This window comes from Pseudomonas nabeulensis (genome assembly GCF_004682045.1).
Lineage (GTDB): Bacteria > Pseudomonadota > Gammaproteobacteria > Pseudomonadales > Pseudomonadaceae > Aquipseudomonas > Aquipseudomonas nabeulensis.
In genome coordinates, this window is sequence record NZ_QUZT01000042.1 from 1 (window position 1) to 23848 (window position 23848).

Annotated in this window: 26 protein-coding genes, 1 tRNA gene and 1 pseudogene; 26 read left to right on the plus strand and 2 right to left on the minus strand. The window is 58.8% G+C overall.

The features are described from left to right. Positions 1–109: 109 nt before the first annotated feature. A complete protein-coding gene (locus DYL61_RS20435) occupies positions 110–361 on the plus strand; it encodes a DUF6429 family protein (protein WP_238704599.1) in 252 nt (83 codons plus the stop codon). A gap of 33 nt (positions 362–394) precedes the next feature. Further along, positions 395–932 (plus strand): annotated as a pseudogene (locus DYL61_RS20440) (AAA family ATPase). Between the two features lie 249 nt (positions 933–1181). Here DYL61_RS20440 and DYL61_RS20445 read toward each other — a convergent pair. Beyond that, positions 1182–1266 (minus strand) — tRNA-Leu (locus DYL61_RS20445). A gap of 108 nt (positions 1267–1374) precedes the next feature. On the opposite strand from DYL61_RS20445, the gene queA reads away from it, so the two are divergent. The 6 genes from queA to DYL61_RS20475 all read left to right on the plus strand — a co-directional run bounded on the left by queA (position 1375) and on the right by DYL61_RS20475 (position 7448). Then, positions 1375–2424, plus strand: a complete 1050-nt coding sequence (queA, locus tag DYL61_RS20450; protein WP_135309838.1) for a tRNA preQ1(34) S-adenosylmethionine ribosyltransferase-isomerase QueA — start codon at positions 1375–1377, stop codon at positions 2422–2424. A gap of 5 nt (positions 2425–2429) precedes the next feature. Further along, positions 2430–3545 carry a tRNA guanosine(34) transglycosylase Tgt gene (gene tgt / locus DYL61_RS20455; protein WP_003175976.1) on the plus strand — a complete coding sequence of 372 codons (1116 nt, stop codon included), beginning with the start codon at positions 2430–2432 and terminating at the stop codon, positions 3543–3545. A 43-nt stretch (positions 3546–3588) separates the two neighbouring features. Then, positions 3589–3927, plus strand: a complete 339-nt coding sequence (gene yajC / locus DYL61_RS20460; RefSeq protein ID WP_003175975.1) for a preprotein translocase subunit YajC — start codon at positions 3589–3591, stop codon at positions 3925–3927. Positions 3928–3989: 62 nt separating this feature from the next. Then, on the plus strand, positions 3990–5858 hold the full coding sequence (secD, locus tag DYL61_RS20465; protein ID WP_135309839.1) for a protein translocase subunit SecD: 1869 nt from the start codon (positions 3990–3992) through the stop codon (positions 5856–5858). 9 nt (positions 5859–5867) lie between these two features. Next, positions 5868–6782 carry a protein translocase subunit SecF gene (secF, locus tag DYL61_RS20470; RefSeq protein ID WP_135309840.1) on the plus strand — a complete coding sequence of 305 codons (915 nt, stop codon included), beginning with the start codon at positions 5868–5870 and terminating at the stop codon, positions 6780–6782. Positions 6783–6905: 123 nt separating this feature from the next. Further along, positions 6906–7448 carry a glycine zipper 2TM domain-containing protein gene (locus DYL61_RS20475; RefSeq protein ID WP_092249227.1) on the plus strand — a complete coding sequence of 181 codons (543 nt, stop codon included), beginning with the start codon at positions 6906–6908 and terminating at the stop codon, positions 7446–7448. 203 nt (positions 7449–7651) lie between these two features. Here the strand turns inward: DYL61_RS20475 and suhB are convergent, their stop codons facing one another. Next, a complete protein-coding gene (gene suhB / locus DYL61_RS20480) occupies positions 7652–8467 on the minus strand; it encodes a type III secretion system regulator SuhB (RefSeq protein ID WP_003175971.1) in 816 nt (271 codons plus the stop codon). 145 nt (positions 8468–8612) lie between these two features. Here suhB and trmJ point away from each other — a divergent pair, with 145 nt between their 5' ends. The 18 genes from trmJ (at position 8613) to bamB (ending at position 23753) form a co-directional block, all read left to right on the plus strand. Beyond that, positions 8613–9383 carry a tRNA (cytosine(32)/uridine(32)-2'-O)-methyltransferase TrmJ gene (gene trmJ, locus DYL61_RS20485; protein WP_025859279.1) on the plus strand — a complete coding sequence of 257 codons (771 nt, stop codon included), beginning with the start codon at positions 8613–8615 and terminating at the stop codon, positions 9381–9383. 2 nt (positions 9384–9385) lie between these two features. Beyond that, positions 9386–10168, plus strand: coding sequence for a serine O-acetyltransferase (cysE, locus tag DYL61_RS20490; RefSeq protein WP_135309841.1), 783 nt, complete (start codon positions 9386–9388; stop codon positions 10166–10168). 303 nt (positions 10169–10471) lie between these two features. Then, complete coding sequence (gene iscR / locus DYL61_RS20495; RefSeq protein WP_003194020.1) at positions 10472–10963, plus strand: Fe-S cluster assembly transcriptional regulator IscR; 492 nt, start codon at positions 10472–10474, stop codon at positions 10961–10963. A 50-nt stretch (positions 10964–11013) separates the two neighbouring features. Next, positions 11014–12228 carry an IscS subfamily cysteine desulfurase gene (locus DYL61_RS20500; RefSeq protein WP_135309842.1) on the plus strand — a complete coding sequence of 405 codons (1215 nt, stop codon included), beginning with the start codon at positions 11014–11016 and terminating at the stop codon, positions 12226–12228. Positions 12229–12327: 99 nt separating this feature from the next. Continuing rightward, a complete protein-coding gene (iscU, locus tag DYL61_RS20505; protein WP_028617851.1) occupies positions 12328–12714 on the plus strand; it encodes a Fe-S cluster assembly scaffold IscU in 387 nt (128 codons plus the stop codon). A gap of 28 nt (positions 12715–12742) precedes the next feature. After that, on the plus strand, positions 12743–13066 hold the full coding sequence (gene iscA / locus DYL61_RS20510) for an iron-sulfur cluster assembly protein IscA (RefSeq protein WP_003175963.1): 324 nt from the start codon (positions 12743–12745) through the stop codon (positions 13064–13066). A gap of 8 nt (positions 13067–13074) precedes the next feature. Then, a complete protein-coding gene (gene hscB / locus DYL61_RS20515; RefSeq protein WP_135309843.1) occupies positions 13075–13596 on the plus strand; it encodes a co-chaperone HscB in 522 nt (173 codons plus the stop codon). A 53-nt stretch (positions 13597–13649) separates the two neighbouring features. Beyond that, the gene (hscA, locus tag DYL61_RS20520; protein WP_135309844.1) at positions 13650–15512 is read left to right on the plus strand and encodes a Fe-S protein assembly chaperone HscA; all 1863 of its coding nucleotides are present in this window, start codon (positions 13650–13652) and stop codon (positions 15510–15512) included. 3 nt (positions 15513–15515) lie between these two features. Beyond that, the gene (gene fdx / locus DYL61_RS20525; protein ID WP_017736823.1) at positions 15516–15857 is read left to right on the plus strand and encodes an ISC system 2Fe-2S type ferredoxin; all 342 of its coding nucleotides are present in this window, start codon (positions 15516–15518) and stop codon (positions 15855–15857) included. A gap of 14 nt (positions 15858–15871) precedes the next feature. Continuing rightward, positions 15872–16072, plus strand: a complete 201-nt coding sequence (iscX, locus tag DYL61_RS20530) for a Fe-S cluster assembly protein IscX (protein WP_135291183.1) — start codon at positions 15872–15874, stop codon at positions 16070–16072. 92 nt (positions 16073–16164) lie between these two features. Continuing rightward, positions 16165–16590: a nucleoside-diphosphate kinase gene (ndk, locus tag DYL61_RS20535; protein ID WP_003175956.1), complete on the plus strand. Its 426-nt coding sequence runs from the start codon at positions 16165–16167 to the stop codon at positions 16588–16590. Between the two features lie 29 nt (positions 16591–16619). Next, on the plus strand, positions 16620–17768 hold the full coding sequence (rlmN, locus tag DYL61_RS20540; RefSeq protein WP_135309845.1) for a dual-specificity RNA methyltransferase RlmN: 1149 nt from the start codon (positions 16620–16622) through the stop codon (positions 17766–17768). Between the two features lie 12 nt (positions 17769–17780). Next, on the plus strand, positions 17781–18539 hold the full coding sequence (gene pilW, locus DYL61_RS20545; RefSeq protein ID WP_135309846.1) for a type IV pilus biogenesis/stability protein PilW: 759 nt from the start codon (positions 17781–17783) through the stop codon (positions 18537–18539). Then, a complete protein-coding gene (locus tag DYL61_RS20550; RefSeq protein WP_135309847.1) occupies positions 18539–19501 on the plus strand; it encodes a RodZ domain-containing protein in 963 nt (320 codons plus the stop codon). Before pilW ends, DYL61_RS20550 begins: the two co-directional genes overlap by 1 nt. A 2-nt stretch (positions 19502–19503) precedes the next feature. Further along, a complete protein-coding gene (gene ispG / locus DYL61_RS20555; RefSeq protein WP_105699503.1) occupies positions 19504–20613 on the plus strand; it encodes a flavodoxin-dependent (E)-4-hydroxy-3-methylbut-2-enyl-diphosphate synthase in 1110 nt (369 codons plus the stop codon). 23 nt (positions 20614–20636) lie between these two features. Further along, the gene (gene hisS, locus DYL61_RS20560) at positions 20637–21926 is read left to right on the plus strand and encodes a histidine--tRNA ligase (RefSeq protein WP_105699504.1); all 1290 of its coding nucleotides are present in this window, start codon (positions 20637–20639) and stop codon (positions 21924–21926) included. A gap of 41 nt (positions 21927–21967) precedes the next feature. Next, positions 21968–22609 carry a YfgM family protein gene (locus tag DYL61_RS20565; protein ID WP_135309848.1) on the plus strand — a complete coding sequence of 214 codons (642 nt, stop codon included), beginning with the start codon at positions 21968–21970 and terminating at the stop codon, positions 22607–22609. Further along, positions 22602–23753 carry an outer membrane protein assembly factor BamB gene (gene bamB, locus DYL61_RS20570; RefSeq protein WP_135309849.1) on the plus strand — a complete coding sequence of 384 codons (1152 nt, stop codon included), beginning with the start codon at positions 22602–22604 and terminating at the stop codon, positions 23751–23753. The genes DYL61_RS20565 and bamB overlap by 8 nt, the downstream gene beginning before the upstream one ends. Positions 23754–23848 lie beyond the last annotated feature (95 nt).

Genomic DNA, 23848 nt, shown 5'->3' on the forward strand with positions numbered 1-23848 from the left:
GCGAGAAAAGTTATCGTGACTTAACCCTGACCATCCTCACATCACTGGTCGGGATGGGGGGGATGCCCACAAGCGTCGATGACGCCCGTTGAATATGAACGGAGTGCCGATGATGGGATACGACGAAAAACTGATTGAAGACGCGGTACTTGCTCTATTGGCAGCCTTCAGTTCGAAGGATGGCAATGCTTGGAAGGGGTTCGACTTCGAAATCATGAACCGGTTACATGAGCATGGTTTCATCAGTAACCCGGTCAACAGGAATAAATCGATTTGGCTGACTGAGGAGGGGCTCGAACGAGGCACGCAGCTGGCTGAGCAGTTGTTTGGAGTGAGAGCTCCATCCGACTCTGATGCCTGATCTCGAACTGCTGGTGTGCGGTCGTCAGGTGTCATGCAGCGCGTCATGATTGTTGGCCAGCCAGGTTCAGGAAAAACGACCCTTGCTCGCGAATTGGGTAAGCGTACCGAGCTGCCTGTCATTCATATCGATACGATCCACTGGCAGCCTGGATGGATCGAGCGGAGTCAGGAGGAAAAGACGCGCCTCTGTCGCGAGGTTGAAGCGCGTGACCGGTGGATATTTGAAGGGGGGGCATTCGGTCACTTGGGACAGCCGTATTGCGCGAGCCGATCTCTTGATATGGATTGATCGTTCAACGCCGCTGCGATTTTAGCGTGTGCTTCTCAGGGCGCTGATTCGGCGTGACGGCTTTCGGCCTGACCTTCCTGATAACTGTCCTGAGCGGCTAGGGAGTCTCCCGGAGTTTTTCAGCTTCATGTGGATGACTCGCAAATCGGCGCGCTCCAAAATGAAACAGCTCGCGGCATCCGCCCCATCGACGTGCTGTGTCATCTGCCTGAGCTCCAACCGCCAGACGAAACTATTTCTTGAAAGCGTCGAGAGGTCGTGTGGCGCAGAGGCGCCCTAGAAACATGATCTCGGATAGAACCGTCGCACATATCCCGCTAGCCCATGCGACTCTCTCAAGTGCACTGTAGCGCGGCTGAAGAGTGTGATGGGAGGGTGTGGAGGGTTGCAGTCAGAAGTTGTTCTTCCAGGCATGAGAACCTGCAAAGGCTTGCAGAGTATTTTGATCGAGAGGGGAGGCTCCCTGCCGGTGAAGCACTTTTCGGCAGACGAAAAAAAAGACCTTGAATTTCAAGGTCTTTCTTTAAGATGGTGCCCCGAGGGAGACTCGAACTCCCACTCCTTTCGAAAACGGATTTTGAATCCGCCGCGTCTACCAATTCCGCCATCAGGGCTCAATGGCGGCGAAGTATAGAGATGAGATTACCGTTGGTCAATCACCTTTCATGGTCTATTTTCACTATTTCCGCTAGACTTCCCGGCCCTGCTAGACGAACTCCATCATGCGCGTTGCTGACTTTACTTTTGAACTCCCTGATTCGCTGATTGCTCGCCACCCTTTGGCCGAGCGTCGCGCCAGTCGCCTGCTTACCCTGGACGGGGTGAGCGGTGCCCTCGCACACCGTCAATTCACTGATTTGCTTGAGCATTTGCGCCCCGGCGATCTGATGGTGTTCAACAATACCCGTGTGATTCCAGCGCGGCTGTTTGGCCAGAAAGCTTCCGGTGGCAAGTTGGAAATTCTGGTGGAGCGCGTACTGGACAGTCATCGCGTACTGGCCCATGTGCGTTCCAGCAAATCGCCGAAACCGGGTGCCAGCATCCTCATCGATGGCGGTGGCGAAGCCGAGATGGTTGCGCGTCATGATGCGCTGTTCGAGCTCAAGTTTGCCGAAGAGGTTCTGCCGTTGCTGGAGCGCGTCGGCCATATGCCGTTGCCGCCGTATATCGACCGCCCCGACGAAGACTCGGACCGCGAACGTTACCAGACTGTCTACTCCCAACGCCTGGGTGCCGTTGCCGCGCCAACCGCCGGGCTGCACTTCGACCAGCCGCTGCTGGATGCGATAGCCGCCAAAGGCGTAGAAACCGCTTATGTGACCCTGCACGTGGGGGCTGGCACGTTTCAGCCGGTGCGTGTGGATAACATCGAAGATCACCACATGCACAGCGAGTGGCTGGAAGTCACCCAGGAAGTCGTTGACGCTGTTACGGCGTGCAAGGCGCGTGGCGGGCGAGTGGTGGCTGTCGGGACCACCAGCGTGCGCTCCCTGGAAAGCGCGGCGCGTGATGGCGTCCTGAAGCCGTTCAGCGGCGATACCGATATCTTCATCTTTCCAGGACGACCATTCCATGTGGTCGATTGCCTGGTGACCAATTTCCATTTGCCCGAATCCACGCTGTTGATGCTGGTCTCGGCATTTGCCGGTTACCCGGAAACCATGGCTGCTTATCAAGCTGCCATCGACAACGGATACCGTTTTTTCAGCTACGGTGATGCGATGTTTATCACCCGCAACCCGGCGCCACGCGGCCCAGAGGAACAACTATGAGTCGTATGTCGTTTGAATTGCTCGCCACCGACGGCAAAGCCCGTCGTGGCCGCCTTACCTTCCCGCGTGGCACCGTGGAAACCCCGGCGTTCATGCCGGTCGGTACCTATGGCACCGTCAAGGGCATGCTGCCGCGTGACATCGTCGCCACGGGCGCCGAGATCATCCTTGGCAACACCTTCCACCTGTGGCTGCGCCCAGGCACGGAAGTGATCAAGAAACATGGTGACCTGCACGACTTCATGAAGTGGCAGGGCCCGATCCTCACCGACTCCGGTGGTTTCCAGGTGTTCAGCCTCGGCGCCATGCGCAAGATCAAGGAAGAGGGCGTCACCTTCGCCTCGCCGGTGGACGGGTCCAAAGTGTTCATGGGGCCAGAAGAATCGATGCAGGTGCAGCGTGACCTGGGCTCCGACATCGTAATGATTTTTGACGAGTGTACGCCGTACCCAGCCGACGAAGATGTCGCACGGATCTCCATGGAGCTGTCCCTGCGTTGGGCCCAGCGTTCGAAGAATGCCCATGGCGACAACACGGCGGCTTTGTTCGGTATTGTCCAGGGCGGCATGCATGAAAGCCTGCGCAAACGCTCGCTGGAAGGTCTCGACAAGATCGGCTTTGACGGCCTGGCCATTGGCGGTTTGTCGGTAGGCGAACCCAAGCACGAAATGATCAAAGTGCTGGATTACCTGCCAGGCCTGATGCCCGCTGACAAACCTCGTTACCTTATGGGCGTTGGCAAACCGGAAGATCTCGTAGAGGGTGTGCGCCGCGGTGTGGACATGTTCGATTGCGTGATGCCAACCCGTAATGCCCGCAATGGGCATCTGTTCATCGATACAGGCGTGCTGAAGATCCGTAACGCGTTCCATCGCCATGATGATTCGCCGCTGGATCCCACCTGTGATTGCTACACCTGCCAGAACTTCTCCCGTGCTTATCTGCACCATTTGGACAAGTGTGGGGAAATGCTGGGTAGCATGTTGAATACCATCCACAATTTGCGTCACTACCAAGTCCTGATGGCTGGTTTGCGCGAGGCTATTCAACAGGGTACATTGGCCGCCTTCGTCGATGCCTTCTATGCCAAGCGCGGGCTCCCTGTGCCGCCCTTGGACTGAGTTTTCCGACCCTAAGATTCACTATTTGCAACTGGAGTGCTAAATGAGCTTTTTTATCTCTAACGCCATGGCTGATGCCGCCGCGCCTGCCGCTGCCGGTCCTATGGGCGGTGGTTTCGAGTGGATTTTCCTGGTCGGCTTCCTGGTCATCTTCTACCTGATGATCTGGCGTCCACAGGCCAAGCGTGCCAAAGAGCAGAAGAACCTGCTGGGCAGCCTGCAGAAAGGTGACGAAGTTGTGACCACCGGTGGTATCGCTGGCAAGATCACCAAGGTCTCCGACGCTTTCGTGGTTCTGGAAGTCTCCGACACCGTGGAAATGAAGTTCCAGAAAGGCGCCATCGCCGCCACGCTGCCAAAAGGCACGCTCAAAGCGATCTAAGTTCCAACCTTTACCAATCGACGGGGCGCGCAAGGCGCCCCGCGTTATAAGCGGGCGGCGTGATGCTGAACAAATACCCTCTGTGGAAATACGTACTGATCCTGGCGGTGCTGGCGATCGGTTTTATTTATTCCGCTCCCAATCTCTATCCTGATGACCCGGCGATCCAGATCACTGGCGCCAGCACTTCGCTGCAGGTCAATCAGGCTGACCTGGAACGCGCGAGCAAAGCGCTCACTGACGCGGGTATCCAGGTCAAGGCGGCATCGTTGGCGGCTGGTGCTAAGGGCGGTTTGTTGCGCCTGACCAAGGCAGAAGACCAATTGCCGGCCAAGGATGTCGTGCGCAAGGCCATGGGTGATGACTACGTTGTCGCGCTCAACCTGGCACAGACCACGCCACAATGGCTGCGCAGCATTGGCGCGCACCCGATGAAGCTGGGTCTGGACTTGTCCGGCGGTGTGCACTTCCTGTTGGAAGTCGACATGGACAAGGCCCTTGATGCACGCCTGAAAGTCTATGAAGGCGATGTGAAGAGCCTGCTGCGCAAAGAGAAGTTGCGTTATCGCAGCCTGCCGCAGCTCAACGGTGCCATCCAGCTGGGCTTTTCTGACGAAGCTTCCCGCGAACAGGCCCGTGCGCTGATCCGCAAGAACTTCAACGATTTCGACATCGTACCGGCCGACCTCAACGGCCAGCCTGTACTGCGTCTGGCGATGACCCCGGCCAAGCTGGCGGAAATCCGCGAATACTCCATCAAGCAGAACTTGACCACGGTACGTAACCGCGTCAACGAGCTGGGTGTGGCTGAGCCTATCGTTCAGCGCCAGGGTGCCAATCGCATCGTGGTTGAGCTGCCGGGTGTACAGGACACCGCTGAAGCCAAGCGTATCCTGGGTAAAACCGCCAACCTGGAATTCCGTCTGGCGGCTGAGCCCGGTGCTACCCGTGCCACTGCCGAGGAATTTGAGTTCCGCGAAGGCAACCGTCCTCCAGCGTTGATCGAGCGTGGCTTGATCATCACCGGTGACCAGGTGACTGACGCCAAGGCCGGTTTCGGCGAGCACGGCACCCCAGAAGTGAACATCCGTCTGGATGGTCACGGCGGCGAACTGATGAGCCGGGCCACGCGCAGCAACGTTGGTCGCAGCATGGCAGTGATCTTCATCGAGCAGCGCCCGGTGACCACTTACACCAAGCAAGTGGTTGACGGTGTCGAGAAAGACGTACCGGTACAGTCCTTCAAGGAAGAGAAAAAGATCATCAGCCTGGCGACTATCCAGTCGCCGCTGGGTGCTCAATTCCGTATCACCGGCCTGAACGGTCAGGGTGAGTCGTCTGAGCTGGCGCTGCTGTTGCGTGCGGGCGGCCTGGCTGCCCCAATGTACTTCGCCGAAGAGCGCACCATTGGCCCAAGCCTGGGTGCCGACAACATCACCAAGGGTATCGACGCAGCCTTGTGGGGCATGCTGTTCGTATCCCTGTTCATCATCGCCATCTACCGCTTCTTCGGCATCATCGCTACCGTTGCCTTGGCGGGCAACATGGTAATGCTGCTGGCTCTGATGTCGCTGCTGGGGGCTACACTGACCTTGCCAGGTATCGCCGGTATCGTACTCACCATGGGTATGGCGGTAGACGCCAACGTACTGATCTTCTCGCGGATTCGTGAAGAGATCGCTGCGGGCATGACCGTACAGCGTGCAATCAACGAAGGCTTCGGCCGGGCATTTACCGCGATTCTCGACTCCAACCTGACCACTTTGCTGGTCGGCGGGATTCTCTTTGCCATGGGCACCGGCCCGGTCAAAGGTTTTGCGGTGACCATGTCCCTCGGTATCTTTACCTCGATGTTCACGGCCATCATGGTGACCCGCGCAATGGTCAACCTGATCTTTGGCGGGCGTGACTTCAAGAAGTTGTGGATTTAAGGGGCTGCCATGTTACGTACAATCAACTTCATGGGCGTTCGCAACGTTGCGTTCGGCGTCACCGTGCTCCTTACCGTTCTGGCGCTGTTCAGCTGGTTCCATAAGGGCCTGAACTACGGTCTGGACTTCACCGGCGGTACGCTCATCGAGCTGACCTACGAGAAGCCTGCTGACGTTACCCTGGTGCGCAGTGAGCTGGTCAAGGCTGGCTATCACGAAGCCATCGTGCAGAGCTTTGGTGCGACCACTGACCTGCTGGTGCGTATGCCAGGCGAAGACCCGCAACTGGGTCACCAGGTAGCCGAGGCCTTGCAGAAGGTCGGTGGCGACAACCCGGCGTCGGTCAAGCGCGTCGAGTTCGTGGGGCCGCAGGTAGGTGAAGAGCTGCGCGACCAGGGCGGCCTCGGCATGCTGTTGGCGCTGGTCGGTATCATGATCTACCTGGCCTTCCGTTTTCAGTGGAAGTTTGGCGTCGGCGCCATTGTGTCGCTGATTCACGACGTGATCGTGACCGTGGGTATCCTGGCGTACTTCCAGATTACCTTCGACCTGACCGTACTGGCTGCCGTGCTGGCGATCATTGGTTACTCCCTCAATGACACCATCGTGGTATTCGACCGGGTTCGTGAGAACTTCCGTGTGCTGCGCAAGGCATCGTTGATCGAGAACATCAACGTATCCACCACTCAGACCCTGTTGCGCACCATGGCCACGTCGATCTCCACCTTGCTGGCGATTGCTGCACTGATGATCTTCGGCGGCGATAACCTGTGGGGCTTCTCCCTGGCGCTGTTCATCGGCGTCCTGGCGGGCACTTACTCGTCGATCTACATCGCCAACGTGGTGCTGATCTGGCTGAACCTCAACAGCGAAGACCTGATCCCTCCGGCCAGCACTGGCAAGGAGGTCGACGACCGCCCTTGATGGGCGATTGTTGATCCGCTGTTACAAGAAAGGCACGAGTATTGAACTCGTGCCTTTTTTTTTGCTCCAAGGCTGGGTATAGCGCGGACGTTTCGGTCCGCTTGTGATGGTCAGGAGGTTCACGTGAACAAGTCGTTGCTGGTTGGTGCGGTATTGGGTGCTGTCGGTGTGACTGCCGGGGGCGCTGTTGCCACCTACAGCCTGGTTAAAAGCGGCCCTGAGTATGCGCAAGTGCTGGCGGTGCAGCCGGTCAAAACCCAGATTAAAACCCCTCGCGAAGTCTGCAAGGACGTCGCTGTGACTCGGCAGAAGCCGGTGCAGGATCAGCATCAGATCGTCGGCACCGTGGTCGGTGCGCTGGCCGGTGGCCTGTTGGGTAACCAGGTCGGTGGCGGCAACGGTAAGAAGCTGGCGACCGTCGCCGGTGCGGTCGGTGGTGGTTATGCGGGTAACAAGGTTCAGGAAGGTATGCAGAACCGCGATACCTACACCACGACGCAGACTCGCTGTAACACCGTCAATGACATCAGCGACAAGGTGGTTGGTTATGACGTGCGTTACAACCTGGATGGCAAGGAAGGCACGGTGCGCATGGATCGTGATCCAGGCGGCCAGATTCCAGTCGACAAAGAAGGTCGTCTGATCCTGGGTCAAAACCAGCAGTAATCCCAGGTTTGGCGCAATTCAAAATGTGGGAGGGGGCTTGCTCCCGATTACGGTGGGTCAGTTATAGATTTATTAACTGACTGTCCGCTATCGGGGGCAAGCCCCCTCCCACATTTGATTGTTAGTGTTACTGATCTCTCGGTTAGCGCCAAATCCCAGGCAAAAAAAAGCACCCCTTGGGGTGCTTTTTTGTGCTTGCTCGCTTAACGCTTCAGCGAAGCCGGCAGGTGCGGCTGGATGGCCGTCAGTACTGCCTTGAAGCATTTGGTGTTACCTGCAACCACGTGACCTTTTTCAAGGAAGTCGTGACCGCCGGTGAAGTCGCTGACCAAGCCGCCAGCTTCCTGGATCAACAGGGCGCCTGCAGCCATGTCCCACTCGGACAGGCCCGATTCCCAGAACGCATCGAAACGGCCGGCAGCCACGTAGGCCAGGTCCAGGCTCGCTGCACCAGCACGACGGATACCGGCAGTCTGGCCAACCAGGGCGCGGAACATGCCCAGGTAGTTTTCCAGATTGTCCATCTGGTCGTCACGGAACGGGAAGCCAGTACCCAGCAGGGCGCCGTCCAGGCTGGTGCGGCCGCTGACGCGCAGGCGGCGACCATTCAGTTGGGCGCCACGGCCACGGCTGGCGGTGAATTCTTCCTGGCGAACCGGGTCCAGCACAACGGCGTGCTCCAGACGGCCGCGGTATTTGCACGCGATGCTCACGGCAAAGTGCGGAATGCCGCGCAGGAAGTTGGTGGTGCCATCCAGTGGGTCGATGATCCACAGGTAGTCTTCGCCTTCGCCGCTACCTTTGTGCAGGCCGGTTTCTTCACCGAGGATGCCGTGGGTAGGGTAGGCCTTGCGCAGCGCGTCGATGATTTTCTGCTCGGCGGCGCGATCCACCTCGGATACATAATCCTTGGCGTCTTTTTCGTCGACCTTGATGGTATCCAGGCGCTCGATGGAGCGGAAGATCAATTCACTGGCGCTGCGGGCGGCGCGCAGCGCGATATTCAGCATGGGCTGCATGGATGTGTCACCTAAGGTTGTTAAAGAAAGCCGAGCATTCTAGCAGAAACTTTCTTCAGGTGAAGGACGACGTTAGCTTTCATGGCATAACCTTAGGCTGTTCTGTAAGATTTGCTCCCCTTTCCTATGTCCGAGAGCGCCTCCCTTGCTGCAAAACATTCGTGTCGTCTTGGTCAATACCAGTCATCCCGGCAATATCGGTGGGGTGGCGCGAGCCATGAAAAACATGGGGCTGACGCGCCTGGTGCTGGTCGAGCCGCGTGTGTTCCCGCACCACGAGGCTGATGCCCGAGCGTCCGGTGCCAATGACATCCTGGAAAAAGCGCAGGTCGTCGCCACGTTGGAAGACGCGTTGGTCGGCTGCAACCTGGTGCTGGGCACGAGTGCCCGTGATCGTCGTATCCCTTGGCCGCTGCTGGATCCGCGCGAGTGCGGTACCAAAGTGGTGGAAGAGGCAGCCGGCGGCGCCGAAATCGCCCTGGTGTTCGGTCGTGAAGACTCCGGCCTCACCAATGAAGAGCTACAGCGATGTCATTACCACGTACACATTCCATCCGACCCTGAATTCAGCTCGCTGAACCTAGGGGCGGCGGTACAGGTGTTGACCTATGAAGTGCGTATGGCCTGGCTGGCGGCTGCTGGTCAGCCAAGCAAAGTGGAGAAGGAAGAAGTCGCGTCGACCAAAAGTGGCGAGTTGGCCACGATGGACGAGTTGGAGCGATTCTATGAACACCTGGAACAAACCCTGGTGGCCATCGAATTCCTCGATCCTGAAAAACCACGGCACTTGATGGCACGCCTGCGTCGCTTGTACGGGCGTAGCTCGGTCAGTCGAGCGGAAATGAATATATTGCGTGGCATCCTCACGGAAACCCAGAAAGCGGCCCGTGGCGAGCTTCTTAAGCGGAAGGATTAAAAATGTTCGAGCGTTTGCGAGAAGATATCCAGAGTGTTTTCCATCGTGATCCGGCGGCGCGCAACGCCTTTGAAGTGCTCACCTGCTACCCGGGCATGCACGCGATCTGGATTCACCGCCTATCCGGTGCCTTGTGGGGGATGGGCTGGAAATGGCTGGCGCGGCTGGTGTCGAACTTCGGGCGCTGGTTGACCGGGATTGAGATTCACCCGGGCGCCAAGGTGGGGCGCCGTTTCTTTATCGACCATGGTATGGGCATCGTGATTGGCGAAACCGCTGAAATCGGCGATGACGTAACCTTGTATCAGGGCGTGACCCTTGGTGGCACCAGCTGGAATAAAGGCAAGCGTCACCCGACATTGGGTGATGGCGTGGTAGTGGGGGCGGGTGCCAAGGTGCTCGGTCCATTTACGGTCGGCGCCGGTGCCAAGGTGGGTTCCAACGCCGTGGTGACCAAGGCTGTGCCACCGGGTGCAACGGTTGTCGGTATTCCTGGGCGGATTATCTTCAAGCCGGAAGTTGGTGATGAGCAGGAAGCCAAGCGCAAGGCCATGGCCGAGAAGATCGGCTTTGATGCCTATGGTGTCAGCGAGGACATGCCTGACCCTGTGGCGCGCGCTATCGGCCAGTTGCTCGACCATCTGCAAGCAGTGGATGGCAAGCTTGAAGGGATGTGCGGTGCGCTGAAAGACCTGGGCAGCCCTTACTGTGCGAAGGATCTGCCAGAGCTGCGCGAAGAAGACTTCGCCGAGATTAAGGACGAAGCTGCGTCCAAGGCTGGTTGAGGTCTCGCGACCAGTGCAACTCAAATGTGGGAGGGGGCTTGCCCCCGATAGGCAATGTGTCAGCCACCATTTTTATGGCTGATACACCGCTATCGGGGGCAAGCCCCCTCCCACATTCTGACGCCCATTGGTATCTGGATTCCTTTTCGGCCCTGTTCCCGCTGGTCGTCCCCACCCCTTCCTGCTATGATTCGCGCGCCCTTTTTACGGGTAATCCTGACTAAAGTACTAGGTCTTATAGTTGACTTAAATACTCGGGAATCGCATACTTGCCCACATTCTGAAACACCTTGGTAATTGTCCATGAGACTGACTACAAAAGGCCGATACGCGGTGACCGCCATGCTAGACCTGGCCTTGCACGCGCAAACTGGGCCGGTGTCCCTGGCCGATATCTCCGAGCGCCAAGGCATTTCCCTGTCCTACCTTGAGCAACTGTTCGCCAAATTGCGCCGCAGCAACCTGGTTTCCAGTGTTCGTGGTCCAGGCGGCGGCTACCAATTGTCCCGCGACATGCAGGGTATCCAGGTGGCCCAGGTGATCGATGCGGTCAACGAATCCGTCGACGCCACCAAATGCCAGGGCCTGGGTGATTGCCACGCCGGCGACACCTGCCTGACACACCACTTGTGGTGTGACTTGAGCCTGCAGATCCATGAGTTTTTGAGTGGTATCAGCTTGGCCGATCTTGTGACTCGCCGTGAGGTGCAAGAAGTAGCCCAGCGTCAGGACCAGCGCCGTTGCAATACCAAGGCGCCGCGTCTGGACAAGATTGAAGCGTCCGCCGTCGAGTGACAGCCGAAGAGCTAACGGCACGCCAGCCAGCCTGATTTAGGAGAAAGTCCATGAAATTGCCGATTTACCTTGATTACTCAGCGACCACCCCGGTTGATCCGCGTGTCGCGCAAAAGATGAGCGAATGCCTGCTGGTCGACGGAAACTTCGGCAACCCGGCCTCCCGTTCCCACGTATTCGGCTGGAAAGCCGAGGAAGCGGTCGAGAACGCTCGTCGCCAAGTCGCCGACCTGGTTAACGCCGACCCGCGCGAAATCGTCTGGACCTCCGGTGCCACCGAATCCGACAACCTGGCAATCAAGGGCGCGGCGCATTTCTACGCGACCAAAGGCAAGCACCTGATCACCACCAAGATTGAGCACAAGGCTGTCCTCGACACCATGCGCCAACTGGAGCGTGAAGGTTTCGAGGTTACCTACCTCGAGCCAACCACCGACGGTATCGTCACCCCGGCCATGATCGAAGCCGCGCTGCGTGAAGACACCATCCTGGTTTCCGTGATTCACGTGAACAACGAAATCGGCACCATCAACGACATCGCCGCCATCGGCGAGCTGACCCGTTCCAAGGGCATCCTGCTGCACGTCGACGCTGCTCAGTCCACCGGCAAGGTCGACATCGACCTGTCGAAGCTGAAAGTCGACCTGATGTCGTTCTCTGCCCACAAGACCTACGGCCCTAAAGGCATCGGCGCCCTGTACGTGAGCCGCAAGCCACGTGTGCGCATCGAAGCCACCATGCACGGCGGTGGTCACGAGCGCGGCATGCGTTCGGGCACGCTGGCGACCCACCAGATCGTCGGCATGGGCGAAGCCTTCCGTGTAGCCAAGGAAGACATGGCAGCCGAAAACGTGCGCATCAAGGCCCTTAGCGACCGCTTCTACAAGCAGGTCGAGAACCTTGAAGAGCTGTACATCAACGGCAGCATGACCGCTCGTGTACCGCACAACCTGAATTTGAGCTTCAACTACGTCGAAGGCGAGTCGCTGATCATGGCGCTCAAGGACCTGGCGGTTTCGTCCGGTTCGGCCTGCACCTCGGCGTCCCTTGAGCCTTCGTACGTGCTGCGCGCCCTGGGCCGCAACGACGAACTGGCACACAGCTCGATCCGCTTTACGTTCGGCCGCTTCACCACCGAAGAACAAGTCGACTACGCCGCGCAGAAAGTCTGCGAGGCCGTGAACAAACTGCGTACCTTGTCGCCGCTGTGGGACATGTACAAAGACGGCGTCGACATTTCCAAGATCGAGTGGGCGGCACACTAACTATAGAAGCCGCCACCCCAGCTCTGTAGGAACGTGGCGGAAAACGCAGGCGTTTCTACAGGGTTCCAGAGCGGCCCTGATGAGTGAGGATTCAGTACCATGGCTTACAGCGAAAAGGTCATCGACCACTACGAAAACCCGCGTAACGTCGGCAAGATGGACGCGGAAGACCCGGATGTCGGCACCGGCATGGTCGGCGCCCCTGCGTGCGGCGACGTGATGCGCCTGCAGATCAAGGTCAACGACGCTGGCGTTATCGAAGACGCCAAGTTCAAGACCTACGGCTGCGGTTCGGCCATCGCCTCCAGCTCCCTGGCGACCGAATGGATGAAAGGCAAGACCCTGGATGAGGCTGTCACTATCAGCAACACCCAGCTGGCCGAAGAACTGGCTTTGCCGCCAGTGAAAATCCACTGTTCCGTACTCGCAGAAGACGCCATCAAGGCGGCCGTTCGCGACTACAAGCAGAAGAAAGGCTTGATCTAAGCATTGGGCGACGAGTAAGGAGTCAACGATGGCTATCAGCATGACAGAAGCGGCTGCGCAGCACATTCGCCGCTCCCTGAATGGGCGCGGTAAAGGTGAGGGGATTCGTCTGGGTGTGCGCACCACGGGCTGTTCCGGCCTTGCCTATGTGCTGGAGTTCGTCGACGAGGTGGTTGCGGAAGACCAGGTGTTCGAAAGTCACGGCGAGAAAGTGATCATCGACCCTAAGAGCCTGACCTACCTGGACGGCACCGAGCTCGATTTCGTCAAGGAAGGGTTGAACGAAGGCTTCAAGTTCAACAATCCCAACGTGCGCGGTGAATGTGGCTGCGGCGAAAGCTTCAACATCTGAGGCTATTCGTGGGTACTCCTTGTCATTTCGCTTTATTCGAGTTGCAGCCGAGTTTTCGGCTGGACCTCGAGCAGCTTGCCACGCGCTACCGAGAATTGGCGCGTGGGGTGCATCCGGACCGCTTCGCTGACGCTACCGAGCGTGAGCAACGCCTGGCGCTGGAGCAATCGGCCAGCCTCAACGAAGCCTATCAGACCCTCAAGAGCCCCCCGAAACGCGCGCGTTATCTGCTCGCGATGAACGGTGGTGAGTTGCCCCTGGAAGTGACCGTGCATGACCCGGACTTCCTGATGCAACAGATGCAGTGGCGTGAAGAACTCGAAGACTTGCAGGACGAAGCCGACCTGGCTGGCGTCGCGGTCTTCAAGCGTCGTCTGAAAATGGCCCAGGATGAACTGAACGAAAGCTTCGCAGCTTGTTGGAATGATGCCGCGCAACGCGAACAGGCCGAACGCCTGATGCGGCGCATGCAGTTCCTCGACAAGCTCACCTACGAAGTGCGCCAACTAGAAGAGCGCCTCGACGATTAACCCCGTGTGCTGCCCGTGATGCACGCCTGATAGACAGATAAGACCTGATTACCATGGCCCTACTGCAAATCGCCGAACCCGGCCAAAGCCCTCAACCGCACCAGCGTCGCCTGGCGGTCGGGATTGACCTGGGCACCACCAATTCCCTGGTCGCTGCCTTGCGCAGCGGCCTGTCCGAGCCGTTGCCCGACGCTGATGGCCAGGTGATCCTGCCGTCTGCCGTGCGTTATCACGCGGATCGCACCGAAGTGGGCGAGTCGGCCAAGTTGGCGGCGTCTACCGATCCCTTGAATACCGTGCTGTCGGTCAAGCGCTTGATGGGTCGTGGTCTGTCCGACGTCAAGCAACTGGGCGACCAACTGCCGTACCGCTTTGTTGGCGGCGAATCCCACATGCCGTTCATCGACACCGTGCAGGGCCCGAAAAGCCCGGTGGAAGTGTCGGCCGATATCCTCAAGGTGCTGCGCCAGCGTGCGGAGTCCACCTTGGGCGGCGAACTGGTGGGAGCGGTGATCACTGTTCCAGCTTATTTCGATGATGCCCAGCGTCAAGCCACCAAGGATGCGGCGAAACTTGCCGGCCTGAATGTGCTGCGCCTGCTCAACGAACCGACTGCTGCGGCCGTGGCCTATGGTCTGGACCAGCACGCCGAAGGCCTGGTCGCTATCTATGACCTGGGTGGTGGTACTTTTGATATTTCGATCCTGCGCCTGACCGGCGGTGTCTTCGAAGTGTTGGCCACCGGTGGCGACAGCGCCCTGGGCGGCGATGACTTTGATCACGCCATCGCAGGCTGGATCATCAGCAACGCCGGCCTGTCCGCTGACCTGGATCCAGGCGCGCAGCGCAGCCTGTTGCAAGCGGCCTGCGCCGCTAAAGAAGCGCTGACTGACGCGCCCACCGTTGAAGTGTCCTACGGCAACTGGTCGGCCCAGCTGACTCGCGAAGCCTTCGATTCGTTGATCGAGCCGATGGTCGCCCGTAGCCTGAAAGCCTGCCGCCGTGCCGTGCGTGACTCCGGTATCGAGCTGGAAGACGTCGGTGCCGTGGTCATGGTGGGCGGTTCCACCCGTGTGCCGCGTGTTCGAGAGGCCGTCGCCGAAGCCTTTGGTCGTCAGCCGCTAACCGAAATCGACCCGGATCAAGTGGTCGCCATTGGCGCTGCGATTCAGGCCGATACCCTGGCTGGCAACAAGCGCGACGGTGGCGAGTTGCTGCTGCTCGACGTCATTCCGTTGTCCCTGGGGCTGGAAACCATGGGCGGCCTGATGGAAAAGGTGATTCCACGTAACACCACCATTCCCGTTGCCCGCGCCCAGGACTTCACCACCTACAAAGATGGCCAGACGGCCATGATGATCCATGTGCTGCAAGGTGAGCGCGAGCTGATCAGCGACTGTCGCTCCCTGGCGCGCTTTGAATTGCGCGGTATTCCGGCGATGGTCGCGGGTGCGGCGAAGATTCGCGTGACCTTCCAGGTCGACGCCGATGGCCTGCTGAATGTGGCCGCGCGCGAGTTGGGTTCGGGCGTTGAAGCCAGTATCCAGGTCAAGCCGTCCTACGGTCTCACCGACGGCGAAATCGCCAAGATGCTCAAGGACTCGTTCCAGTACGCCGGTGACGACAAGGTTGCTCGCGTATTGCGTGAGCAACAAGTCGATGCCCAGCGCCTGCTCGAAGCTGTGCAGGGCGCGCTGGACGCTGACGGCGAGCGCCTGCTGGATGCCGAAGAACGCATGGTCATCGACCTGCAGATGCAGGAATTGGCCGAACTGATGAAAGGCACCGATGGTTATGCCATCGAGCAGCAGACCAAGCGCCTGTCGCAGGTGACCGATGCCTTTGCCGCCCGTCGTATGGACCAGACGGTGAAAGCCGCCCTGGCGGGACGCAATCTGAATGAAATCGAGGAATAATTAATGCCGCAGGTCATTTTTCTGCCACACGCCGAGCATTGCCCGGACGGTATGGTCGTGGAGGCTGAGACCGGCAAGTCCATCCTCGAAGTTGCCCACGACAACCACATCGAGATCGAAAGTGCTTGCGGCGGCGTCTGCGCCTGCACCACGTGTCACTGCATCATTCGCGAGGGTTTCAATACCCTGGAAGAAGCTGACGAGCTGGAAGAGGACTTTCTTGACCGTGCCTGGGGCCTGGAAGCGCATTCGCGCCTAAGCTGTCAGGCAAAGGTCGGAACGGAAGACATCACCGTCGAAATTCCAAAATATTCCCTCAACCATGCAGCCGAAGCGCCGCATTGATTCAAGGAAATGTCATGAGCCTGAAATGGGTTGATGTACAAGAAATCGCTATACAACTTGCTGAAGCTCACCCGGACGTCAATCCTCTATCGGTGAACTTCGTCACGCTACGCAATTTGGTGATGGCGCTGCCGGAATTCGACGACATCCCGGATCGGGGTGGCGAAAAGGTTCTGGAGGCGATTCAAGGCCTGTGGATCGAAGAAGCAGACTGAACCGCCTTTTTACGCAGTTAGGCAATACCCAATAACCCGCGTATAATTCGCGGGTTTAATTTTTCGTAAATTACCGTTTCTGGAGTTACACCATGGCTGTTCAACGTACTTTCTCCATCATCAAGCCTGACGCTGTTGCAAAAAACGTCATCGGCGAGATCACCACTCGTTTCGAAAAAGCCGGCCTGAAGGTTGTAGCTTCGAAACTCAAGCAACTGTCCAAGGCTGAAGCTGAAGGCTTCTACGCTGAGCACAGCGCTCGTGGTTTCTTCGGCGACCTGGTTGCCTTCATGATCTCCGGTCCTGTTGTTGTTCAGGTTCTGGAAGGCGAAAACGCTATCGCTCTGAACCGTGAGCTGATGGGCGCTACCAACCCTAAAGAAGCTGCTGCCGGCACCATCCGTGCTGACTTCGCTGAATCCATCGACGCCAACGCTGTACACGGCTCGGACTCCGAAGCTGCCGCTGCTCGCGAAATCTCGTACTTTTTCGCTGCTACTGAAGTAACCGCTCGCTAAGCATTGGCTTAAAGAGTGAGGGTGAATCCATGACTACATCGACTGTTAAAACCAACCTGCTGGGTCTGACCCAGCCGGAAATGGAGAAATTCTTCGACTCAATCGGGGAGAAGCGTTTCCGTGCCGGTCAGGTAATGAAATGGATTCACCACTTTGGTGTCGATGATTTCGACGCCATGACGAACGTCAGCAAGGCCCTGCGCGACAAGCTCAAGGCCATTGCCGAGGTCCGTGGTCCCGAAGTGGTCAGCGAGGACATCTCCAGCGACGGCACCCGTAAGTGGGTGGTGCGCGTGGCGTCCGGTAGCTGCGTCGAGACCGTGTACATTCCCCAGGGCAAACGTGGCACCTTGTGCGTTTCGTCCCAGGCAGGCTGTGCCCTGGACTGCAGTTTCTGCTCCACCGGCAAGCAAGGCTTCAATAGCAACCTCACCGCCGCCGAAGTCATCGGCCAGGTGTGGATTGCCAACAAATCCTTTGGCAGCGTCCCGGCAACCGTCGACCGTGCCATCACCAACGTGGTGATGATGGGCATGGGTGAGCCGCTGCTGAACTTCGACAACGTCATCTCGGCCATGCACCTGATGATGGACGACCTGGGCTACGGCATCTCCAAGCGCCGCGTGACTCTGTCGACCTCCGGCGTGGTCCCGATGATCGATGAGCTGGCCAAGCACATCGACGTCTCCCTGGCGTTGTCGCTGCACGCACCCAATGACGCATTGCGTAACCAATTGGTGCCGATCAACAAGAAGTATCCGCTTAAGATGCTGCTCGAATCCTGCCAGCGTTACATGGCGACCTTGGGCGAGAAACGCGTGTTGACCGTTGAGTACACCCTGCTCAAAGACATCAACGACAAGGTCGAACACGCGGTCGAGATGATCGAGTTGCTCAAGAACACCCCGTGCAAGATCAACCTGATCCCGTTCAACCCGTTTCCACATTCTGGCTACGAGCGGCCAAGCAACAATGCTATCCGCCGTTTCCAGGACCTGCTGCACCAGGCTGGCTATAACGTCACTGTCCGTACCACGCGTGGTGAAGACATCGATGCCGCCTGTGGTCAGTTGGTCGGGCAGGTGATGGACCGCACCCGCCGCAGTGAGCGTTACATCGCCGGACGCGAATTGAGCGCCGCCGACGATTTGCCGCTGATTGCTGTGAATCGAATCTGAGAGAGGATCTCTATGCCCTTGCGCCTTGCGCTGCTTTTGCTTGTTACCGGTCTTGCGGCCGGTTGTGTTTCATCGGGCCATGACAGCCCTTTGCAAACCGGTAAAGGCCGTGACGAGGCGCGAGTTGCCTATGTGCAACTGGGGTTGGGTTACTTGCAACAAGGTATGAGTGAGCAAGCCAAGGCGCCCTTGAAGCAGGCCCTAGAGCTGGACCGCGACGATGCGGATACCAATGCTGCGCTCGCCCTTGTGTTCCAGGCCCAGGCCGAGCCGGAACTGGCCGCGCAGTATTTTCTCAAGGCCCTGGCGGCACGTCCTGCCGATCCAAGATTGCTGAACAACTACGGCAGCTTCCTGTTCGAACAGAAACGTTATGACCAGGCCGCCCTTTATTTCCGGCAAGCCAGCGCCGATACCCTCTATCCTGAGCGTTCCCGTGTATTCGAGAACCTCGGCGTGACGTCGATGCGGCTCGGTCAGCGTGACAACGCACGCCGGCAGCTGGAAAAAGCCCTGCATATGAATGGTCGTCAGCCTCGGGCATTGCTCGAAATGGCTGAGTTGTCCTACGAAGACAGGCATTATGTGCCGGCACGTGACTATTACGAGCGTTTTAGCCTGCTCAGCGGGCAAAATGCACGTAGTCTATTGCTCGGTGTGCGGCTGGCGACGGTTCATGAAGAACCCGACACGGCCGCGCGTTTTGGCCAGCAACTCGAACGACTCTATCCCGGTACGCCGGAATATCAGCAATACCTGTCGGAGCAATGATGAAAGCCGCGCACCCGGAAGTTGTAGCAGCTAATCGCGTAAACCCAGGCGACACCTTGCGTCAGGCCCGCGAAAGCAATGGTTGGTCGCTGGCAGAAGTGGCCCTCAAGCTCAATTTGACCAGTACCTCCCTGGCCAACCTGGAAGCCGGCGCGTTCGATAAACTGCCTGGGCATACTTTCGCCCGTGGTTATATCCGCGCCTACGCCAAATTGCTGGGTATCGACCAGGCAGTCCTGGTCCAGGAATTCGACCAGTTCACCGGCACCGACTCCCAGGGCAGCAATGTCCATGGCCTGGGGCGTATCGAAGAGCCAGTGCGGGTTTCCCACACCATTTTGCGAATTGTCAGCCTGTTGTTGCTGATCGCCGTGATCGGCGGCGGTTTTGTCTGGTGGCAAGACCAGACGTCCCAGCGCAACAAGGACCTGACCAGCAACGCCATGGAGCACGTCGAAGTCGAAAGCGCCGACGGCACCACCCAGATTCATCCGTTGGACGAGCCGGAAGACCAGGCCGTTGCCGAAGGCCAGGCTGCGCCAGAAGCGCCTGCCACCGCAGAACAACCCGCGCCGGAAGCCGCCCCGGCTGCGACCGCTGCTGTACCGGCCGCTCCAGCGACTGCCCCGGTCGCCCCCGTGCCGGCTCCTGCGACGCCTGCCCCAGCCGCACCGGCTGCTCCTGCGATTTCTGCGCCGACCACCCCAGCGTTGATCGCCGGTGATGGTCACATCCAGATTACCTTCATCGCTGACTGCTGGACGCAAGTCACCGATGGCAACGGCAAAGTGCTGTTCAGCGGTCTGAAACGTAAGGGAGATACGCTCGACCAGGGCGGCAAGCCTCCTTTGACGCTGCGTCTGGGCTTTGCCCGTGGCGCGCAAGTGGCCTACAACGGCCAGCCTGTGGACGTAGCGCCGTTCACCAGTGGCGAGACCGCTCGCCTCAAGTTGGGACAATAGTCATGCACGGCGAATCTCCAATCAAACGTCGCGTATCGCGCAAGATCTGGGTTGGCTCAGTGCCGGTGGGTGGGGACGCCCCCATCGCGGTGCAGAGCATGACCAACAGCGACACCAACGATGTCGCCGCCACCGTCGCCCAGATCAACCGTCTGGAAGCGGCCGGCGTAGACATCGTGCGGGTATCCGTACCCGACATGGACGCTGCCGAGGCCTTCGGCCGCATCAAGCAACTGGTCAAGGTGCCGTTGGTGGCCGACATCCACTTCGACTACAAGATCGCCTTGCGTGTAGCCGAACTGGGCGTGGATTGCCTGCGTATCAACCCGGGCAACATCGGTCGTGAAGACCGTGTGCGCGCCGTGGTCGATGCGGCTCGTGATCGCGGCATTCCAATCCGCATCGGTGTCAACGCCGGTTCCCTGGAAAAAGACCTGCAAAAGAAGTACGGCGAACCGACTCCCGCAGCACTGGTGGAGTCGGCACTGCGCCACGTTGAACACCTTGAGCGCCTGAATTTCCAGGACTTCAAGGTCAGCGTAAAGGCTTCCGACGTGTTCATGGCGGTAGAAGCCTACCGTCTGCTGGCCAAGGAAATCGTGCAGCCGCTGCACCTGGGTATCACCGAAGCCGGCGGTTTACGCTCAGGCACAGTGAAATCTGCGGTGGGTCTCGGTATGCTGCTCGCCGAAGGGATTGGCGATACTATCCGCATCTCCCTGGCGGCAGACCCGGTAGAGGAAGTGAAAGTCGGCTACGACATTCTCAAATCCCTGCGTTTGCGCTCCCGCGGCATCAACTTCATTGCCTGTCCGAGCTGCTCGCGGCAGAACTTCGACGTGGTGAAAACCATGAACGAACTTGAAGGGCGCCTCGATGACCTGCTGGTGCCGCTGGATGTTGCGGTGATCGGTTGCGTGGTCAACGGGCCGGGCGAAGCCAAGGAGGCCCATGTGGGCCTGACCGGCGGTACACCGAACCTGATTTATATCGACGGCAAGCCGTCGCAGAAGTTAACGAATGACAATCTGGTGGATGAGCTCGAAAGACTGATCCGCGAGAAAGCGGCCGAGAAGGTCGCGGCTGACGCAGCGCTGATCGCGCGCGGCTGATTGAACGAATTTAAGGATTTGATGTGAGCAAGTCTCTGCAAGCCATTCGTGGCATGAACGACATCCTGCCGGAGCAGACGCCGCTGTGGCGTTATTTCGAAGGCACTGTCGCGCGCCTGCTGGATAACTACGGTTACAAGCAGATCCGCATGCCGATCGTCGAGTTCACCGAGCTGTTCAAGCGCTCCATCGGTGAAGTGACCGACATCGTCGAAAAAGAGATGTACACCTTTGAAGACCGCAACGGCGACTCCCTGACCCTGCGTCCGGAAGGCACCGCCGCGTGCGTGCGCGCCGTGCTTGAGCATGGCCTGACCGGTGCCGGCCAGCCGCAGAAGCTGTGGTACATCGGCCCGATGTTCCGCCACGAGCGCCCGCAAAAGGGTCGTTATCGCCAGTTCCACCAGATCGGCCTTGAAGTGTTCAACATCGACGGTCCGGATATTGATGCCGAGCTGATCGTGTTGACCTGGCGTCTGTGGGGCCTGTTGGGTATCCGCGACGCGGTCAAGCTTGAACTCAACAGCCTGGGCACCAGCGAATCCCGGGGCCGTTACAAAGTGGCCCTGGTCGAGTACCTGTCGGCCCACCTGGACAAATTGGACGAAGACAGCCAGCGCCGTCTGAAAACCAACCCGCTGCGTGTCCTCGATACCAAGAACGCCGATACCCAAGCCGTACTGGTCGATGCGCCGAAGATGGCCGACTACCTGGACGATGAATCGCGCATTCACTTCGAGGGCCTCAAGGCTCGTCTGGATGCAGCTGGTATTCCGTTCGTGATCAACACCAAACTGGTGCGCGGCCTGGATTACTACAGCAAGACCGTATTCGAGTGGGTCACCGACAAGCTCGGCGCCCAGGGCACCGTGTGCGCCGGGGGGCGCTACGACGGCCTGGTCGAGCAAATGGGCGGCAAGCCGACCACCGGCGTGGGTTTTGCCATGGGTATCGAGCGGCTGATCCTGCTGCTGGAGACCCTGGAAAAGGTCCCGGAAGAAATCTCCCGTCAGGTGGACGTGTACCTTTGTGCCTTTGGCGAGGCCGCCGAACTGGCCGCCCTGGCCTTGAGCGAGAAGGTGCGTGACCAACTGCCGAACCTGCGCCTGCAGGTCAATGCCGGCGCTGGCAGCTTCAAGAGCCAGTTCAAGAAGGCCGACAAGAGCGGTGCGCTGTACGCACTCATCCTGGGCGATGACGAATTGGCCCAGCAAGTGATAGGTTTCAAACCCCTGCGTGGCCAGGGCGAGCAACAGAACATTGCCTTTGATGCGCTCGCTGCGCACTTGGCCACCTGCGTCGTGCAGGGTTGAAGCTGTCGAACAGCCGAATTTAGCGATTAAGGAGTATTGGGGTGTCGAGTTCTGATGATGATCAACTGGCCGAGTTCAAGGACTGGTGGCAGCGTAACGGCAAGCCGCTGGTTACTGGCGGCCTGCTGGCTTTAGTGGTGGTGTTCGGCTGGCAAGCCTGGCACAAGTATCAGGCCAACCAATCCCAAGGCGCCTCGATCCTGTATCAGCAATTGCTGGAAACCACTCTGACACCGGACGGCAAGCCTGATCCTGCCCAGGTTGCAGACCTGGCCGGCAAGCTGAAAAACGAATTCGGCGGTAGCACCTACGCCCAATACGGCAGCCTGTTCGTCGCGAAAGTTGCGGTCGATACCGGCAAGCTGGATGATGCCGCTGCAGAACTCAAGGCCATTGCCGACAAGCCGACCAACCCGACCCTGGGTGAAATCGCACGTCAGCGCCTGGCCCAGGTACTGGCGGCACAGAACAAGGCTGACGAAGCACTCAAACTGCTCGACGGCGATGCTGACAAGGCATTTGTAGCCACTCGCGAAGAGCTCAAGGGCGACCTGTTGGTCCAATTGGGTCGTACCGACGAAGCCAATGCTGCGTACCAAAAAGCCAAGGCGGCGCTGTCTGATGAAGCGGCGGTCGGTGGCTTACAAATCAAGCTGGACGACTTGGCCAAAGGGGATGCGTGACGTGATCCGTTGGAAACATGCAGCATTGCTGGCTCTGGCCGTTCTGGCCGCGGGTTGCAGCAGCAACAGCAAGAAAGAACTGCCGCCTGCGGAGCTCACCAGCTTCAAGGAAGAAGTGGTCCTGCAAAAGCAGTGGAGCCGCTCCATCGGTGATGGCCAGGGCGAGACCTACAACATGTTGGTACCGGCAATCGACGGTGACAACATTGTGGCCGCTGACGTGACCGGCGTAGTGATCTCCATGGATCGCATGAACGGCGACGTGAAGTGGAAAAAAGACCTCGAATTGCCTGTGTCCGGCGCCGTTGGCGTGGGTTATGGCCTGGTGATGCTCGGCACGCTCAAGGGCGAAGTCGTGGCGCTGGACTCCAGCACCGGTGAAGAGAAATGGCGCGCTCGCGTGACCAGTGAAGTGCTCGCACCGCCTGCCACCAACGGCGATATCGTCGTGGTGCAGACCCAGGACGACCGTATCATTGGCCTCGACGCCAGCACCGGCGAACAGCGTTGGTTGTACGACAGCACCCCTGCGGTGTTGACCCTGCGCGGCACCAGTGGTCCGATTGTGACCAATAATCTGGCCGTTGCAGGCCTGTCCACCGGTAAAGTGGTCGCCCTCGATACCCAGAACGGCGTGCCGGCCTGGGAAACCCGTGTGGCTATCCCGCAAGGCCGTTCCGAGCTGGATCGCGTAGTGGACATCGACGGCGGCCTGCTGCTGTCGGGTGAAACTATCTATGTCGCCACCTACCAGGGCCGTGTAGCGGCACTGGACCTGCAGAGCGGTCGTGTGAACTGGCAGCGTGATGCTTCCAGCTACGCCGGTGTCGCCCAAGGGTTTGGCAGCGTCTACGTCAGCCTGGCGTCCGGCACCGTTGAAAGTGTCGACGAGCGTTCCACCACTGCACTGTGGAGCAACGACTCCCTGGCTCGCCGTCAGCTGTCGGCACCGGAAGTGTTCTCCAGCTACGTAGCGGTTGGCGACTTTGAAGGCTACCTGCACCTGCTGAGCCAGGTAGACGGTCGCTTTGTCGGTCGCGAGCGTATCGACAGCGACGGCTTGCGTGCGCGTCCGCTGGTCGTGGGTAACATGCTTTATGTGTTTGGCAACAGCGGCAAGCTGGAAGCCCTGACCATCAAGTAAGAACTATGCTTGGGAGGTAACCCTCAAGCAGCTTCACCTGTAGGAGCGAAGGTCATGTGGCGAGGGAGCTTGCTCCCGCTGGAGCGCGAAGCGCT

Excerpts from the sequence above, each read along its gene's own strand:
- tgt (WP_003175976.1), top strand. The coding sequence starts at position 2,430 with ATGTCGTTTGAATTGCTCGCCACCGACGGCAAAGCCCGTCGTGGCCGC.
- cysE (WP_135309841.1), top strand. The coding sequence starts at position 9,386 with ATGTTCGAGCGTTTGCGAGAAGATATCCAGAGTGTTTTCCATCGTGAT.
- iscA (WP_003175963.1), top strand. The coding sequence starts at position 12,743 with ATGGCTATCAGCATGACAGAAGCGGCTGCGCAGCACATTCGCCGCTCC.
- pilW (WP_135309846.1), top strand. The coding sequence starts at position 17,781 with ATGCCCTTGCGCCTTGCGCTGCTTTTGCTTGTTACCGGTCTTGCGGCC.
- hscA (WP_135309844.1), top strand. The coding sequence starts at position 13,650 with ATGGCCCTACTGCAAATCGCCGAACCCGGCCAAAGCCCTCAACCGCAC.
- ndk (WP_003175956.1), top strand. The coding sequence starts at position 16,165 with ATGGCTGTTCAACGTACTTTCTCCATCATCAAGCCTGACGCTGTTGCA.
- bamB (WP_135309849.1), top strand. The coding sequence starts at position 22,602 with ATGCGTGACGTGATCCGTTGGAAACATGCAGCATTGCTGGCTCTGGCC.
- yajC (WP_003175975.1), top strand. The coding sequence starts at position 3,589 with ATGAGCTTTTTTATCTCTAACGCCATGGCTGATGCCGCCGCGCCTGCC.
- suhB (WP_003175971.1), bottom strand. The coding sequence starts at position 8,467 with ATGCAGCCCATGCTGAATATCGCGCTGCGCGCCGCCCGCAGCGCCAGT.
- fdx (WP_017736823.1), top strand. The coding sequence starts at position 15,516 with ATGCCGCAGGTCATTTTTCTGCCACACGCCGAGCATTGCCCGGACGGT.
- iscR (WP_003194020.1), top strand. The coding sequence starts at position 10,472 with ATGAGACTGACTACAAAAGGCCGATACGCGGTGACCGCCATGCTAGAC.
- iscX (WP_135291183.1), top strand. The coding sequence starts at position 15,872 with ATGAGCCTGAAATGGGTTGATGTACAAGAAATCGCTATACAACTTGCT.
- queA (WP_135309838.1), top strand. The coding sequence starts at position 1,375 with ATGCGCGTTGCTGACTTTACTTTTGAACTCCCTGATTCGCTGATTGCT.
- secD (WP_135309839.1), top strand. The coding sequence starts at position 3,990 with ATGCTGAACAAATACCCTCTGTGGAAATACGTACTGATCCTGGCGGTG.
- DYL61_RS20550 (WP_135309847.1), top strand. The coding sequence starts at position 18,539 with ATGAAAGCCGCGCACCCGGAAGTTGTAGCAGCTAATCGCGTAAACCCA.
- iscU (WP_028617851.1), top strand. The coding sequence starts at position 12,328 with ATGGCTTACAGCGAAAAGGTCATCGACCACTACGAAAACCCGCGTAAC.
- DYL61_RS20500 (WP_135309842.1), top strand. The coding sequence starts at position 11,014 with ATGAAATTGCCGATTTACCTTGATTACTCAGCGACCACCCCGGTTGAT.
- secF (WP_135309840.1), top strand. The coding sequence starts at position 5,868 with ATGTTACGTACAATCAACTTCATGGGCGTTCGCAACGTTGCGTTCGGC.
- ispG (WP_105699503.1), top strand. The coding sequence starts at position 19,504 with ATGCACGGCGAATCTCCAATCAAACGTCGCGTATCGCGCAAGATCTGG.
- rlmN (WP_135309845.1), top strand. The coding sequence starts at position 16,620 with ATGACTACATCGACTGTTAAAACCAACCTGCTGGGTCTGACCCAGCCG.
- DYL61_RS20435 (WP_238704599.1), top strand. The coding sequence starts at position 110 with ATGATGGGATACGACGAAAAACTGATTGAAGACGCGGTACTTGCTCTA.